The sequence below is a fragment of the Sinomicrobium endophyticum genome (assembly GCF_052983315.1).
This window is the reverse complement of the sequence record NZ_JBRKIS010000022.1, coordinates 12,511-27,653: the sequence shown is the minus strand read 5'-3', so window position 1 is coordinate 27,653 and position 15,143 is coordinate 12,511. Positions and strand designations below refer to the sequence as shown.

The window sequence follows — 15,143 nt, the reverse complement described above, 5'->3', positions numbered from 1 at the left end:
AGTTTGCTGAAGTTGTATATAACAAGGTGTAATGAAAGGAAGAAGTATTATTAACCATAATAAAAATGGTAAAATTCATCAATTTTTAATGCCGACGGTTTTTTTTCGATCGGCACCCGGTTCAACCGAACGGCATCAATCACCCTGTCTGATATCGACCAAGATGGGGATTTAGATGCGCTTGTAGCAAATGGCCGTCACTGGGCCGAACAAAATTATGTGTTTTACAACGATGGAAAAGGCGGTTTTAAACAGGCGCAACCCATAGGGAAATTTTTGAACGCTTCATACGCCATGGTAAGTGCTGACTTTAATAATGATGGATTTATGGATATCGCAGTAGCCAATGACAATATAAGAAATGAGTTGTATTTCGGAACCGCCGGTAATGATTTCGGCAATGCAACGACCTTCGGTTCCATATCTCCCTCACGGAACCTCACCACAGCCGATATAAATCAAGACGGATTTTTGGATTTAATTACGGCAGAGCGTGGCAGCAGCAATAAAATATATCTCAATAACGGCCAATTGAATTCTTTTTTGTCCCGTTTTTATTTGGAGGTAATTATTTGTTAATGTGGTGGATAAGATCTGCTACATCGTTAATCCTTTCGGTTCCAAACGAAAATCCGTCAAAAGTCAAATTAGAGGGGATATCGAACTGGTCAGGCTCCGGGATTCTTCCCGGTCCGCATGTTTAAACAATCTCCCCGTGTAGTCCCCGCAGGGTTGTAGCGTCGTAGAAGAGCTTTCTGCCACGTCTTTATTCATTCTCAAAAAAAATGTATTTTTGTTTTACCCCCGGACCCGAACGGCTCCTTAATAACCGGCCTATGAAAAAAATCTACCCTTGTATTTATTTCCTGTTATGCAGTTTTCCGTTATGTGCCCAACAATATTCCGATGAGACAGCGCAGTTGCTGGAAAGTCGATCTCCCATAGAGAGGGCCCGGGCCATTAACACGTATATTTTAAGGCATTCCGATGAAGAAGAGATAAATATGTTATTGAAAAATGCCACCTCTTTTGCCCGGAGACATCACGATGAATTTCTTCTGAAAGAACTCCGTTTTTTAAGGCTAAGGCAATCGGCTCTGTTTGAAGCCGACAGTTATAAACGGCTGAAGGTCTATCAGGATATACTGGAAAACAAAGAATTTAAAGACGATCCCCTCTACAAAGGCATGTGCCTCCATGAAATCGGGCAAAACCAGTTTGTACTGGAAGAATACGGCCCGGCATTTGAGAATTCGTTGAATGCTCAGAAAATATTCAGAAAGCTGGGGTATGAGAATGTGCCCAATATCGGCAAGTACCTACACGACCTGGCCCTCGACTATTATTTTTTCCGAAACTACGATGAGGTTATCAGGGTAATGAAGACTTCTATAAAACTGCCTGCGTTTGACGATAACCTCGATATTCAGCGCTACAATACACTGGGAATGGCCTATCTGAAATCAGGCGGGATGGATAGCGCTGTCACTTACCTGCGTAGGGCCTATAAAAAAGCAGAACACTATCACGATACCATTTGGATGGGGCTCATATCGGGCAATATAGGCGAGGTGTATTATGCCAGGCAGGCCTATCAAAAATCCCTGCCCGATTTCCTTAAAAACTATGAGCTGAACAAAAATACCGATCAGCATTTCGAAATACCCCTGGAGGCCTGTGCAGACCTCGCCAAAGCGTACCTGAAAACCGATTCGCTGCAAAAAGCCCACAGACTTATCCTGTTGACCGAAAGCTATTTCCCGAAAAACAGGTCGTTTCAATTTGGTGAACAACAGGTCTTGGAAATTAACAAAAGGCAACACTATGAAAATTTTTATCGCTATTACCTTAAAAAGACAGACTATAAAAAAGCGCTGTTTTACCAGGATAGCCTGGTGGCCGTAGAAAATGCGGTGAATTCCAAATACAATACTGCTCTGGTCAAAATGACGCAAGACCAGCTCCACATACAGGAAAACCGTGACAAAATAGCCCGGCAAGAAAAGGAAAATATTGCCATGCGCTTTCGTTACAGTGCCTTCATAGGGATAGTTTCCCTATTGGCCGTAATGGGATTTACGCTGTATTACACAGTCCGGTTAAAGAAAAATAAAGAAAAACTACTCTGGGCCCGCCAACAGCAAATTGAAGAACTGGAACATAAAAATACCAGGCAGGTGTTAAAACACGCCCGGGCGAAACTCGACAATCTCACCCAAAAAATACGGGAGAACCACCAGGTGATCGAGAAACTTCAAAAAACACGCAATACAGCCAAAGACGGCCTGCTCGAAGAACTGAAGAGCAGGAGCATTCTAACTCCCAAAGACTGGAATAACTTTAAAAGATCGTTCAACGAAGTATATCCCGATTTTATCGCCCGGTTGACAACCTTATATCCCAACCTTACCCAGGCCGAATTGCGCTGTTTGTGCCTGGGAAAATTGCAGCTTACCAATAACGAAATGGCGCTGATGTCCGGCGTATCGGCCAATACCATTTTGGTTACCCAGCACCGCATCCGCAAAAAACTGCAGCTCAACGACCGCAAAGAACTCTTCCAGCTCGTTCGAAGCCTGTAATATCTACTTCTCTTAACACGGAGCTTATTTCCCCCCGTACTGATACAGGCAGGGTTGATAATGGAGGGCATGGTCTGTATTCTACCTCTTTTTTTATTTATATGGAAAACAGTGTTTTATCATAAAAAATCGCAAATTGTAAGGTTTTTGTAAGGTTAGTTTTTTGGTGTTTTTTTAGGTTATATCCAATTTTGGTATGTACAAAATGCTTAAAAATCTATCCTATGAAAACGCCTTATCCCCTTTTTAGTATCAGTCCCTCTTACCACTGTTTTTTTCAAAATCAGTTATATAAATGAATTAACCACTAAAGCAAAAACAAAATGAAATTAAAATCATTAGAAAAGACGCCTCAGGAAACACTCTTATCAATGAGTAATATACCCATGGGATGTATATTTCCTTTTATATTACAGGAAGTTAATATTCCGAAAGGCTGGCTATTATGCAATGGCATGACAATACCCCAAAAATATCAAAAATTAATAGCTGCCATAGGAAAAAAAACTCCGAACCTATGCGGGAGGGCATTGATTGGAGCTGGGACATCTACTGTCTCAAAAAAGGAATATAAATTACAGGGAATCGGAGGGGAAGAAGAGCATAAGTTAGTTATAGAAGAAATGCCTAAACATAGTCATAGCTATGTTTATAGGGATCCTTTAGGCAAAGAAGACAGTGGGAATTATTATAGCGGATCATATTGGGCACCCACCACAGTCAATAATAAAACAGAAGTAGAAGGTGGAGATATCCCTCATAATAACATGCAGCCTTATTTTGTCATAAATTATATCATATATACTGGAGAAAATAATTAATCCTTAAGTTTTCGAGATGTTCAATAAAAAAGACCCTAATTCGTATACCAAATACCTTAAATTATTCAAAGGTACCCCGTCTTCGGATGGAAAAAACCAAATAGGCTATATAGCATTGGATTACCAAGTACAAAATTATATCGACACAAAGTTAAATCAACCGGACTCATGGAATAAAAAGAATAGAAAACAGTTTATATTAAATTGTTCGCAACGAATAGTTATTTATAATCCTAACTTAATAGGCTTTCCTCTTTCTAATCAAGAAGCTTTTCCTTTTGAAAACTATCCCGTACTTTTTAATACTTTTATGGAACTTCAGCCCGAAGCTGAATCGGGTGTGAATATTCAAATATTAGATTATGCTCCCATGACTGTTAACACAAAAGTTCAAAGTTCAGGTTCAACAGGTATCGGGCAGGCAAAATCACAAAACAGCTCAATAAGCAATACGATAGGTTCATCTAATTCTGAAACCAATAGTTTTGGAGTTTCAGTTAGTGTAAGTGATACAGGGGGAAGTGTGAGCGGCAATTATGAACATGCATCCACTTCGATTCATGATCATTCACAGACACATGGGAAAGACACGTCCTCAAGCAGTAATGAAAATCAATCTAACTCTAACTCTATGAGTATAAAAGATTGGGGCGCTTACGCTTTTGTGAATCCATTTAATCAAAACCCTACCTGGATATTTGGACAGGAATATCCGTGGGATGTAATTTTATGTAGAGAAATTTCTAATACTATTACAAATCCAAACTCTAAAAATGGAAATGCCTCCAATCAGTATAAATTGGTATTACCCAAAGACATGATCAATCGTCTTTATGACCCAGACGCCGATTGTTTATATCCACCGAGCCAATTATCCATGTTTGGGATCAATTTTGTAATGAAAGCATCATGGCTTATTTCAATAAATATCGATGATAAAGGAGAAAATCCTGATATTGATGTTAGTCATAATATCTACTATTATAGTGCTTCTCATTCCGTTACTTCAGAAAAGGAACTCGGAGTATATTTGGATGAAAAACCCGTTAGCCTACAAAGTGACGATGATATTGTTACCAGTATTAATCTGGATATTATGGCACTCGATGTATTGGGACAAGCAAACAAACCTGCAATAATCGGGTTTACTCCTAATAAATTTACGGTTCCCCCTGTTATAGGTCCTTTTAAAATCAATGCTACCAATAACACTTTACTGGTTAAAGATACTACGAAATACGACAAATATCCAGATCCGTTGAATATTCCTTTCTCTGTTTCCGAGACATCTATATCTGCTGTTTTCAAAAAAGATACTAAATCACCATTACGTATATCTGTTTATTTTAAAGTAGTAGATACAATAAATGATTATAAGTTATATATAAAACACTGGATAGACACTGCTAAAGTAGGTGTGAAACTAACTTTTATCGTAAATGGAGATAAAACTAATCAGATCATTAAATATGTAAATACTACTGAAGCCGAAGGAGGAGAGAACAATCTCCTTTCAATTGCTTTACGAAATCAGGATTTTAGCTCTGTTGATTATCACGATTACTTACAATTAGGTCTAAACTGCATTGAAATTTCAATAGAACCCAATGCCTCTACCTATGAACAATGTATATATAAAGTTCGTGCGATTTCCGTAGAAAAGTATTAACTATGTGTCCAAAATATAAAATTGAAAAAGATGATACATTAACACGATCTCAAAGTAAGAATAAACAATTTAAATCAAATCGCGGCTTTCGAAATCCTTCTAACAAAACATTAGCAGGACATAGAAGCGGATATCATGAATCTGCGGTAACCACGGATACCTATACTTATTTAACCCAAGCCACTAATAATAATGATGGCACGCATACGCTGGCAAATGCCACAAAGAATAAAATTTTTAAGAAGTATGTAAACACCAAGGTGAACAGTAAAATCCTAAACCATGTTATAAATATAGCAGATGGCTATAGAACTGATACAGCTCAAACAATTTTATCAAGGTCAAATAACCGTATTGCAGGCCACTCAGGATCGGGCATGCCACTATCTGGACAGGCAGAGGCACACGACCTCTTAAGAAAATCAGTTATGGATATTCTTACCGATGGTGATCTGGCTAAATCGACATCATCAGAGGAAGTAATTGCCATTATTTTTGGATCAATGACAGTAACTTCCATTGCCCCAGGGAAATTAGCTCAAACATTGATTTCAAAGAAGCACACACTTAAAGATACCACTGCTGGTCCCATATGGGAAGCAAATAGGAATGAAATGAAAAAAAGAGTGAGTAAAATGTATGCTAAACTCGATGATGATAGTAAACAAATTGTTTTGAAGTATGCGAAAGACTTTATATCAAGTACTCAAGATACTACACTTAACCAACCTGATAGATATCTTGAAGTCGACGAACCACATTCTCCAATGAGAGACGAAGATTTACTTCCGGGAGTCAAGATTTCCGGAGGGTCCTATGCAAAAGGAAAGCGTAAACTGAACACTAATACTCTTTCTCCTCCTGATAATACTACTCATGCCGGGGAATATATAACAGCTCCAAAAAGAGCTAAAAGACGGAAACTTAAATAACCCTTGAAAGATTTTCGTGTCCGCTAATCTGTATTTATTGACCTCAACGATCGTGAAGAAGTGCAATAATCGCAAATTGTAATGTTTTTGTAAGGTTATTTTTTTGGTGTTTTTTCAGGTTAAATCCAATTTTGACACGTAAAATACTCAAGCATTATCGCCAAAAAACCATACCCATATGAAGATACCTCTACCCTTTTTAAAACGAACATTCCCATTTGCCATATCTCAAATCAACATTATAATTATGATGATGTTGCTGTTTACAGGTTTTTCGGGCTCCGGTCTCTATGCACAATCATGTCCTGATTCACAAGTTCACTTTTATAGCCCGGTCCTTGGGGTTGACCAAACCTATACTATCAATTACAGCCCGGGCAAGGAAATAGAGTTAGAAACTTTTACTCCGGCAGAAGGCTCTCTGGGAGAAGGTTGGGGAGATCTGACAACCCATGTGAGCTATGGAAGTAGCGACCATACTGTTGCCACAATAAGTGAAGACAACGGGCAGTTTTTTCTTGTAATTCAAGGGGCAGGGACAAGTACGATAGCAGTTCACTACGATGACGACCCAGCCGATTGCAAAACTGTGTTTACCTTGGAAGTACGTTCTCCTGTCATTCAACCGGGCGCCGGCAATATCCTCTATGTGAACCAAAACGTAAGCGGCGGTAATGAAAGCGGTGATAGTTGGGTCAATGCCATTCCTGAACTCGCCGATGCGCTAAAATGGGCAAGAGAACAACACGATGCAGACAATAACTGGCTGCAAAGCGACTCTTTACAAATTTACGTGGCCCAAGGCACGTATAAACCGCTGTATAGTGCCGAAGACGGAAACTACACCGCCGATGGTGGCCGAGACAACGCCTTTGTACTCGTGCCTGATGTACAGCTTTTCGGTGGATTCCCCAATAATGGTAGCCCAACGGTCAATGATCGGGATTGGAATACTAACAAAACGATATTAAGCGGAGAGTTGCAGCTGGATAATAATCGGGAGAATAATGCCTATCACATATTCCTGTCTGTCGGTGATATAGGGAATGCAGTCGTCGATGGATTTACTGTTCAGGAAGGATGTGGGTATGAAATCCCGGATAATGAGTATGTTCAACCTGAAATTAAGGTTAATGGAACTTTCATAGAAAGCCGGTTTGGAGCATTTATCATGAACAGTTCCTCGCCAACGATTTCAAATTGTATTTTTACTAAAAACAGCGGGTACTGGACTATGGCCTTGAGTATCTACAACGGCGGTTCACCATTGGTGAAAAACTCGCTTTTTACCGGAAACCTGGAACAGGCAGGCAAATATGGTTACGTTATTGGTAACGCGGGGGGCGGCAGTGAATTGGTATTGGTAAATGTTACAGTGACAAATAATGAAAGGGGAATTAGAAGCAATGGCGGTTCTATAGTAAATAGTATCATATGGGATAATGGATCAATTAATACTGTTTCAAATACAAGCATAAACAACACGATTATAGAAAACGATCTGGGAGGAATAAATGTCGACCCGCAATTTACCAACCCGGCAAATGGCGACTATACCCTGCAAAACACCAGCCCCGCCATTAATGCGGGCGATAATGCAGCTTATACCACTGCCCGTGGCGATTTGGCCAATGATATCGATTTAGCGGGTAATGCCCGAGTATATGACTATACCAACAGCGGTGTGATAGATATGGGGGCCTATGAATTTCAGGGCAATCCCCGGCCTCCTGTGGTAACGGATGTTGCAGTCCCTTCCGACGGTACTTATAGTGTCGGGGAAAATCTGGATTTTACCGTTAATTTCGATAAAGATATAACGGTAAATACCGCGGGAGGTACCCCGGAACTCGCATTGACCATAGGGGATACCACCCGGTATGCCCGTTATATTTCCGGGAGCGGGACTGCTGCCCTGCTATTCAGGTATACTGTACAGGAGGGCGATATGGACATGGATGGCATTGCAACAGGCGCCCTCGCTGCCAATGACGGGACCATTCAACACAACGGAACAGATGCCGACCTTACGCTGAACAACCTCCCCGATACCGGCAATATATTTGTAAATACGGAACATCCTTCGGTCACTTTATCCACTGCCACCGTTTCATCAGTAAATCAGCCCTTCGAGATCAATATCGTATTCTCCGAAGCCGTAACGGGCCTAACCGTGGAAGATATATCCGCGACCAATGTCGCCACCATAAGCAACCTGCAAACCACCGATAATATGACCTACACCGCAACGGTAACGCCAGCAGCAGATGGCGAGGTAAGCCTGAGTATCCCTGCCGGCGCAGCACAGAATATCGGCAACAATGACAATGTCGCTTCCGATACGCTTACGCTCAACTATGATGGTACTTCACCGGTCGTAACATCCGTATCCGTACCGGCCAACGGTACCTATCGCAACGGAGATGAGTTAAGTTTTACTATGAACTACAGCGAGCAGGTGACGGTCAGCGGCGGTATGCCCTCCCTGCCGGTCACTATCGGTACTGCTACCGTGCATGCAGGCTATACCGGAGGTACCGGTACTAGTGTGCTGACCTTCGCTTACACCGTACAGGATGGCGACCTGGATACGAACGGCATCAGCCTGGGTGCTGCCATTGTGCAGAACGGTGCTATTTTGCAGGATGTGGCTGGTAATAATGCTTCCCCCACCCTCTCAGGGATAGGCAGCACCAGTGCCGTGCTGGTAGATGCCGTAGTGCCAGCGGGGTATGGTGTTTCGATCGACCAGGACCCCATTAATGCGGCTAACCAATCGGCCGTAAGTTTTACGTTTTCAGGTGCAGAAGCAGGTGCGGATTACCATTATACATTTTCCAGTAGCGAAGGAGGTACCGATGTTTCGGGCAATGGCACCATCGTCTCGTCAACCGATCAGATCGCGGGTATTGACCTGAACGGTTTAAATCCGGGAACACTCACACTGACAGTATATCTTGAAGATCCTTATGGAAATACCGGAAGTGAAGTGACCGATACGGTTAGCAAGTTAGTCCCCATAACCGCACAGGTCATTGCCCAATCAAATGTCTCGTGTAATGGGGGATCTGACGGAAGTCTCACCGTCCAGGTGAATGACGGCACACCCGATTATACCTATGGCTGGAGCAATGGTTCTTCTTCCCTTAATACTTCTTCTGCTACGAATACCGTTAGCGCCTTGAAAGCTGGAAACTATACGGTTACGGTAACAGATGGAAATGGTCAGGAGGCTACTGCTTCGGCAACGGTGACGGCGCCCGATATGGCAACGGTGACTACCGCTTCAACTTCCCATGTCACTTCATCCGGTGCGGAACTCGGCGGAACAGTAGTCTATAGTGAGGTGAACTGTAAACGGGAGTCGGGAATTGTGTATGCGACATCTTCCAATCCGACCATCTCGGATACAAAAATAGTGATGCCGGTCACATCGGGATCCTTCGGAACGGACGTATCAGGGTTACAGTCCAATACGGTTTATTATGTCAGGGCATTTAGCACCAATGAAAATGATGTAACCGTTTATGGTGATGAAATAAGCTTCACTACTTTAGAGAAGAAGCTGACCGTGACAGTAACGGCCAGCCAGGACAAAGTGTACGGAGAGGTGGATCCGACATTTACGTACACGGTAACGGGTTTGGAGAACGGGGATGATGAATCCGTTTTGAGCGGGGAGCTTACCCGTGTGGCAGGTGAAGATGTCGGGACCTATACCATTCAACAGGGGACCTTGAGCGCAGGCCCCGGTTACGTCATTAACTTTATACGTGCTGACTTTGCGATCACCCCGGCAAGCTTGATGGTTACAACAGCCGATAAGACAAAAGTTTACGGAGAAACGGATCCGACCTGGACGGTAAGCTATACGGGTTTTGTCAACGGCGATGATGAAAGTGACCTGGACGGCAGTTTGTCCGTTTCCAGGGCTGCAGGCGAGGATGTGGGTGATTATGGCATAATCGCTTCGGGCCATACTTCCCCGAATTATACAATTGGCTATACGCAGGGCAATTTAGAGATCACCCGGGCCGCATTAATCATAACAGCCGATAGCCAAAGTAAGGTATATGGAGAGGCTGATCTCGAACTGACTTATACGGCAGACGGGCTGATCGGGGATGATGCCTTTTCGGGAGCCCTTGAACGCGAATCCGGTGAAACGGTAGGCGAATACACCATTACGCAAGGCACACTGACCGCCGGGAGCAATTACGACATCACCTATGAAGGGGCAGTATTTGCCATTACCCCGGCGAATCTTGATAACATTGCCTTTAACGATGACGAGTTCACCTATGACGGTGCGGAACATACACTTGCCATTGCCGGTGAATTGCCCGAAGGCGCTTCGGTCACCTACCGGAACAATGGCCGAACCGATGCCGGAACTCAAACGGTAACCGCGCAGATCAACGGCGGAGCGAATTATGAAGATCTGGAACTCACCGCCACACTGACCATACACCGGGCCACCCAGGAAATCGTATTTGCCCCCATACCTGCCAAAAATCTCGAAAATACCCCCGAATTTGTATTGGAAGCCTCGGCAAGCTCCGGGTTGCCGGTCACTTATTCCCATGCTTCCGAAGGAACCGGTTCTCCGGCTACCGTAACTTCTGATGGAAAAGTCACCCTGCACACTTCCGGGGAAATAACGATCACCGCCACCCAGGAAGGAAACCACAACTTCCTTCCTGCAACGCCTGTTAACCGTGTATTAGAGATCAGTAGCGGTGATGCCTCCATACATATCCTTCGGATCGCCGAAAGCGTGTATGAAATCCCCGGCCCGGAGACCCGTTACGTAGTGAATTGTGGTAATATGGCCGGTTCGGTTGAGGTGGAAATAGAGACCGAGGCCAATGCTTCGGTAAGCCCGGCCCGTCAATTCACTATGGATCTGCCCCGGCCGGGTATTTATACCGAAGAAATAACGGTGGCCTCCGAGGATGGTAGCACCACCAAAACCTATAAAGTCACCGTGGAAAAACGGTTTGATTTTCAAGACATCGTAATCCAGAAGTTCAATAATGTCCTACTGGTCAACAATAACCCGCAGACCAACGGCGGTTATGAATTTGTAGGCTATAAATGGTATAGGAATGGCAGTTTTATCGGTGACGGGCAATACTATTCAGCCGGGGACAGCAGCACGGACCTCCTGGACTCTGATGCCGCTTATCATGTGGAAATGACCACCAGAGACGGACAGACCCTGCGGAGTTGCCCCATGCAGCCGCAAATACAGCACAGCGGGAAGATCATCGTATATCCCAACCCCGTGCTCACGGGAAATACTGTAAACATACAGGCCGATATTCCGGAAAAAGAACGGAAGACCATGCAGGTGCGGGTCTATAGCCATTCCGGTCGCGAAATCAAACGTTTCTTTACAGACAGGGAAAACAGTACGATGCAGGTCTCGGGCATGCCCCCCGGGGTATATATTATCCAGTGTACTACAGACCGCCTGCAAAAGTCATTTAAGATCATCGTAAAATAAAACGCTACCATACCCATGAAAATAGCTTTATCTCATATAAAACAAAACTACGCCGTTGTCTTGTTGTTTCTGCTCACCGTTTTTATCATGCCAGAGGGCTACGGACAACAGCGGCATGAAGTATCGGCCTATGTAAACGGTGTATTTTCATCTCTTCACTACGATACGGACCAGGGACACCGTACCCGTTCGGACAATGTGGGCGGAGGAATAGGTTATGCCTATGCGCTTAACAAACACTGGAGCCTTGGACTGGGCGGGGAAGTACAGTCCTATAACTCCAGGGCCGTTTTCAACGGGCTGGAAGACAGCTATCCTGCAATAGATATTGAGGGTGATGAATTTGAGTTCAATTACAATATCGATCGGTATGAAGAACGGCAATATGTATATTACCTCAATATCCCTTTAACTTTAACTTATCAATCCAAAGACGATAACGTGCGTTTTTATGCCACAGGCGGCTTTAAGCTGGGACTCCCGGTCCATACGGAATACAGCGTGACGGCAGAAGGCCTCCACACCAGCGGTTACTATCCGCAATGGAATGCACTACTGGGATCCCCGTCGTTCATGGGCTTCGGTGACTTTGGCAACCAGGGAACAGGCGGACAGGAACTCGACCTGGACAATTCCTATAGTATCGTGGCAGAAACCGGGATAAAGCATATTATCAACGAAAAGAATGTCTTATATGTGGGGATCTTTGTGGAATACGGGCTTAACACGATTAATGATGCAGGCAATGATCATTTAATTACCTATAATACCCAGTCTCCTGCGGATTTTACGTATAACTCCGTCTTTACCTCATCCAACAAAAATGCAGGCCAGGCCTATGCAGATAGTGTGCGTACCTTTGCAGCAGGGATAAAAATAAGGTATGCTCTTTTATGGTAATTATGACGGAACACAGGCTATTTTTTGAGATAAAAAGGTCCTTGATTGCTTTAATGATTTTGTTCCCTGTGAGGCCATCGCATAAACTCTTCTTTTATGAAATAACCTTTTCCCGGATAAAACGTTTTGATGAACTGTAAAGAAATAAATATACTAATGCAATCTTGAAGTTATCCAACCTTCTATTGCCAACCTCTTAAAATTCCCATAGACCGGTTCGAAAATCGCTCTGCCAGCGTCACTTATAAAGGGACAAGCCACATAATTTTTGACTTGTCCCTTTTTTAATTTATAAATATAGTCCCGGTTTTAAGCATGTAAAGTTATTTTACATTTTTCGGTGGATTTCTCAACGGAATCGCTTCAATATTTCTTTTATACTTTCAATAAAAATATCGAGTTCATCCAGGGTGTTATAATAATGGGGAGAAGCTCTTATGGCCCAGGTAACCCCTTTTTCATCAAAATCAAAAACACCGAATTCCCGGTAACTTGGTACCACATTGATCTTTCTTTTCAAAAGCTCATCTACAAGGGTCACAGGACTGGAATTCCTGACTGTAAATGTGACCAAACCTCCCAGTTCCGGCCCTCTGTCCAAAACCCGTATCCGGTCAGTATCCATTTCCTGCAATTTTTTTCTGAGCGTTTCAGAAAGGATTTTTACCTGCTGTTCTATTCGGTCTTCACCAATATTCCGGCAATATTCAATCGCAAATTTTGTTCCCATCACGGTGGAGTAGGCAAACTCCCAATCTTCATACCTCATGGCGTGGGGTTGTTGTTCATACCGGTCTTTTTCAATCCAGGTAGCACCGCGCATATCGATAAACATGGGCTCTAAACGGCTATCAAGAGCTTTGTTGGAAATGTATAGTATACCGGTGCCACGGGGTCCCCTCAAAAATTTTCTGCAGGTTATACTTAAAAAATCGCACTTGAGATGGTGTACATCTAGTTTCATTTGACCAGCTGATTGGCATGCGTCCAATATGTACCAGGTCTTATCGGTAACAGTTTGGGAGTAGTCATCGAAAATCCTGGCAATTTCATCAACGGGCTGGACTAAACCGGAATTTGTGGGGATATGAGTTATAGCCAAAAGTTTTGGTTGATACTTTTTCAGTTTTTCCTCCAGGTCTTGCAGATCCACACCACCAATAGAGGCATTATTGATATGGACAATTTGAACGCCCAATCTTTTTTGCAGGGAAAGAAACTGTATTTGATTGGATACAAAATCGTCCTTGTCCGTAAGAATTATATCTCCCTGTTGAAAAGGAATGGAAGATAAGGCCCTGATATACGAATCCGTGGCACTGGAAGTAAACGCAATGTTATTGGGACTACAGTTCAGCAAACCGGCCGCCTGTTGATAAAACTCCTGTACCAGGTCTGCCCGAAGTGCAGAGGCTTCGTACCCTCCTATTTCAGCTTCTAACATGATATGGTCCAATTGTGCCTGTGTAACAACATCCGGCATTAACCCGGCGCCTGCATTATTGAGGTGTATAACGTTGTTACATCCCCTGGTTTCATTTCTGAACTTTTGTACTTCTCCGGTTGAAAATACACTGCCGGAAGGAAGTGCGATTTTTTGATCTGAATTCATAAGTGTTCTGTTTAATTGATTTCTGCGATTAATTCTATTTCCACAAGGGCTTTTAGTGGTAACCCCTTTACAGCTACGGTACTCCGGGCAGGTTTATGCCCGTTGAAATACACTTCATAAGCTTCATTCATTTCCGGAAAAAGTGCCATGTCGGATAGAAACACATTTGTTTTTACCACATGCTGTAAGGTCAGGTCCGCTTTTTTTAAAACTGCTTCAAGGTTTTTAAGGGCTCTTTTTGTCTGGCCCTGTATTTCATCTTCTTCAATTTTCATGGTTATCGGATTTAAAGGTGTTTGCCCCGAACAAAACAGGAAATTTCCGGAGCGTATTGCTTGTGAATAAGGGCCAATGGCTTTTGGAGCTGATTCTGAAAAAATAGTCTTCATATTTTATGAATTAGATTATATTGCAAATTTATAGGCGTTTATGTGATTAAATAATTCGATTTTTATCTTACTAGGTATATTTTACCCTATTTTTGATTAAAAATGAATAATATTATGCATTCCCTGGATGAACACGATAAAAGGATATTGAGATTGTTGCAGCGAAACAATAAATTGACTGCGGAAGAAATGAGTGTTGAAGTAAATTTAAGCCAAAGTGCGGTACAACGCAGGATAACAAAATTGAGAAGAGAAAAGATAATTGAGGCTGATGTGTCCATAATCTCTCCGAAAGCGGCTGGGGTCGGAATCACCTGTGTAGTGGATGTGGTCCTTCACGAAGGAAGCTCAAAATCTATCGATAAATTTAAAACCGCCATGCAAAAATGTACGGAAGTAGCACAGTGTTATTATGTGACGGGAACCTATGATTTTGTCCTGATCGTTAATGTAAGGGATATGCAACATTTCGAGGAGTTTTCTAAAAAGCAGCTTATGGATAATTCTAATTTAAAGCATTTCTATACCCATGTCGTAATGGACAAGGTTAAAGTGAGTTATGGTATTGACATTTAAATACAAGATATTGAGGGCATATGGAATGACGAAGTACATTCCCTGATTTTCAGACCAGAGGTAGTCCCCGTAATTTAGCCACGGATACACGAATAATTATTATTCGTGTATCCGTGGCTAAACAGATTTTTCGTCTGCTGTAAACCGTAAAGA

At 42.8% G+C, this 15,143-nt stretch carries 10 protein-coding genes; 8 read left to right on the top strand and 2 right to left on the bottom strand.

From position 1 onward, the window contains the following. The first annotated feature begins 81 nt into the window (after nucleotides 1-81). The 7 genes from ACVBDU_RS07230 (at nucleotide 82) to ACVBDU_RS07200 (ending at nucleotide 12,413) form a co-directional block, all read left to right on the top strand. Complete coding sequence (locus ACVBDU_RS07230; protein ID WP_447179275.1) at nucleotides 82-579, top strand: FG-GAP repeat domain-containing protein; 498 nt, start codon at nucleotides 82-84, stop codon at nucleotides 577-579. Between the two features lie 257 nt (nucleotides 580-836). Continuing rightward, complete coding sequence (locus ACVBDU_RS07225; protein WP_447179094.1) at nucleotides 837-2,582, top strand: hypothetical protein; 1,746 nt, start codon at nucleotides 837-839, stop codon at nucleotides 2,580-2,582. A 323-nt stretch (nucleotides 2,583-2,905) separates the two neighbouring features. Beyond that, entirely contained in the window at nucleotides 2,906-3,403 is a 498-nt protein-coding gene (locus ACVBDU_RS07220; protein ID WP_447179093.1) for a phage tail protein, read from the top strand. A gap of 16 nt (nucleotides 3,404-3,419) precedes the next feature. Further along, nucleotides 3,420-5,072 (top strand): hypothetical protein, encoded by a 1,653-nt coding sequence (locus tag ACVBDU_RS07215; RefSeq protein ID WP_447179092.1) that lies wholly within the window; start codon nucleotides 3,420-3,422, stop codon nucleotides 5,070-5,072. A 2-nt stretch (nucleotides 5,073-5,074) separates the two neighbouring features. After that, complete coding sequence (locus ACVBDU_RS07210) at nucleotides 5,075-6,004, top strand: hypothetical protein (RefSeq protein ID WP_447179091.1); 930 nt, start codon at nucleotides 5,075-5,077, stop codon at nucleotides 6,002-6,004. Nucleotides 6,005-6,182: 178 nt separating this feature from the next. Beyond that, nucleotides 6,183-11,513, top strand: a complete 5,331-nt coding sequence (locus ACVBDU_RS07205; RefSeq protein WP_447179090.1) for an MBG domain-containing protein — start codon at nucleotides 6,183-6,185, stop codon at nucleotides 11,511-11,513. A 15-nt stretch (nucleotides 11,514-11,528) separates the two neighbouring features. After that, nucleotides 11,529-12,413 (top strand): hypothetical protein, encoded by an 885-nt coding sequence (locus tag ACVBDU_RS07200; RefSeq protein ID WP_447179089.1) that lies wholly within the window; start codon nucleotides 11,529-11,531, stop codon nucleotides 12,411-12,413. Nucleotides 12,414-12,762: 349 nt separating this feature from the next. Here ACVBDU_RS07200 and ACVBDU_RS07195 read toward each other — a convergent pair whose 3' ends face one another. Beyond that, nucleotides 12,763-14,025 (bottom strand): aminotransferase class V-fold PLP-dependent enzyme, encoded by a 1,263-nt coding sequence (locus ACVBDU_RS07195; RefSeq protein WP_447179088.1) that lies wholly within the window; start codon nucleotides 14,023-14,025, stop codon nucleotides 12,763-12,765. An 11-nt stretch (nucleotides 14,026-14,036) separates the two neighbouring features. After that, nucleotides 14,037-14,414: a RidA family protein gene (locus ACVBDU_RS07190; protein ID WP_447179087.1), complete on the bottom strand. Its 378-nt coding sequence runs from the start codon at nucleotides 14,412-14,414 to the stop codon at nucleotides 14,037-14,039. A 102-nt stretch (nucleotides 14,415-14,516) separates the two neighbouring features. Here ACVBDU_RS07190 and ACVBDU_RS07185 point away from each other — a divergent pair, with 102 nt between their 5' ends. Further along, the gene (locus ACVBDU_RS07185; protein ID WP_447179086.1) at nucleotides 14,517-14,990 is read left to right on the top strand and encodes an Lrp/AsnC family transcriptional regulator; all 474 of its coding nucleotides are present in this window, start codon (nucleotides 14,517-14,519) and stop codon (nucleotides 14,988-14,990) included. Nucleotides 14,991-15,143: the final 153 nt, after the last annotated feature.

Excerpts from the sequence above, each read along its gene's own strand:
- ACVBDU_RS07225 (WP_447179094.1), top strand. The coding sequence starts at position 837 with ATGAAAAAAATCTACCCTTGTATTTATTTCCTGTTATGCAGTTTTCCG.
- ACVBDU_RS07220 (WP_447179093.1), top strand. The coding sequence starts at position 2,906 with ATGAAATTAAAATCATTAGAAAAGACGCCTCAGGAAACACTCTTATCA.
- ACVBDU_RS07215 (WP_447179092.1), top strand. The coding sequence starts at position 3,420 with ATGTTCAATAAAAAAGACCCTAATTCGTATACCAAATACCTTAAATTA.
- ACVBDU_RS07210 (WP_447179091.1), top strand. The coding sequence starts at position 5,075 with ATGTGTCCAAAATATAAAATTGAAAAAGATGATACATTAACACGATCT.
- ACVBDU_RS07205 (WP_447179090.1), top strand. The coding sequence starts at position 6,183 with ATGAAGATACCTCTACCCTTTTTAAAACGAACATTCCCATTTGCCATA.
- ACVBDU_RS07200 (WP_447179089.1), top strand. The coding sequence starts at position 11,529 with ATGAAAATAGCTTTATCTCATATAAAACAAAACTACGCCGTTGTCTTG.
- ACVBDU_RS07195 (WP_447179088.1), bottom strand. The coding sequence starts at position 14,025 with ATGAATTCAGATCAAAAAATCGCACTTCCTTCCGGCAGTGTATTTTCA.
- ACVBDU_RS07190 (WP_447179087.1), bottom strand. The coding sequence starts at position 14,414 with ATGAAGACTATTTTTTCAGAATCAGCTCCAAAAGCCATTGGCCCTTAT.
- ACVBDU_RS07185 (WP_447179086.1), top strand. The coding sequence starts at position 14,517 with ATGAATAATATTATGCATTCCCTGGATGAACACGATAAAAGGATATTG.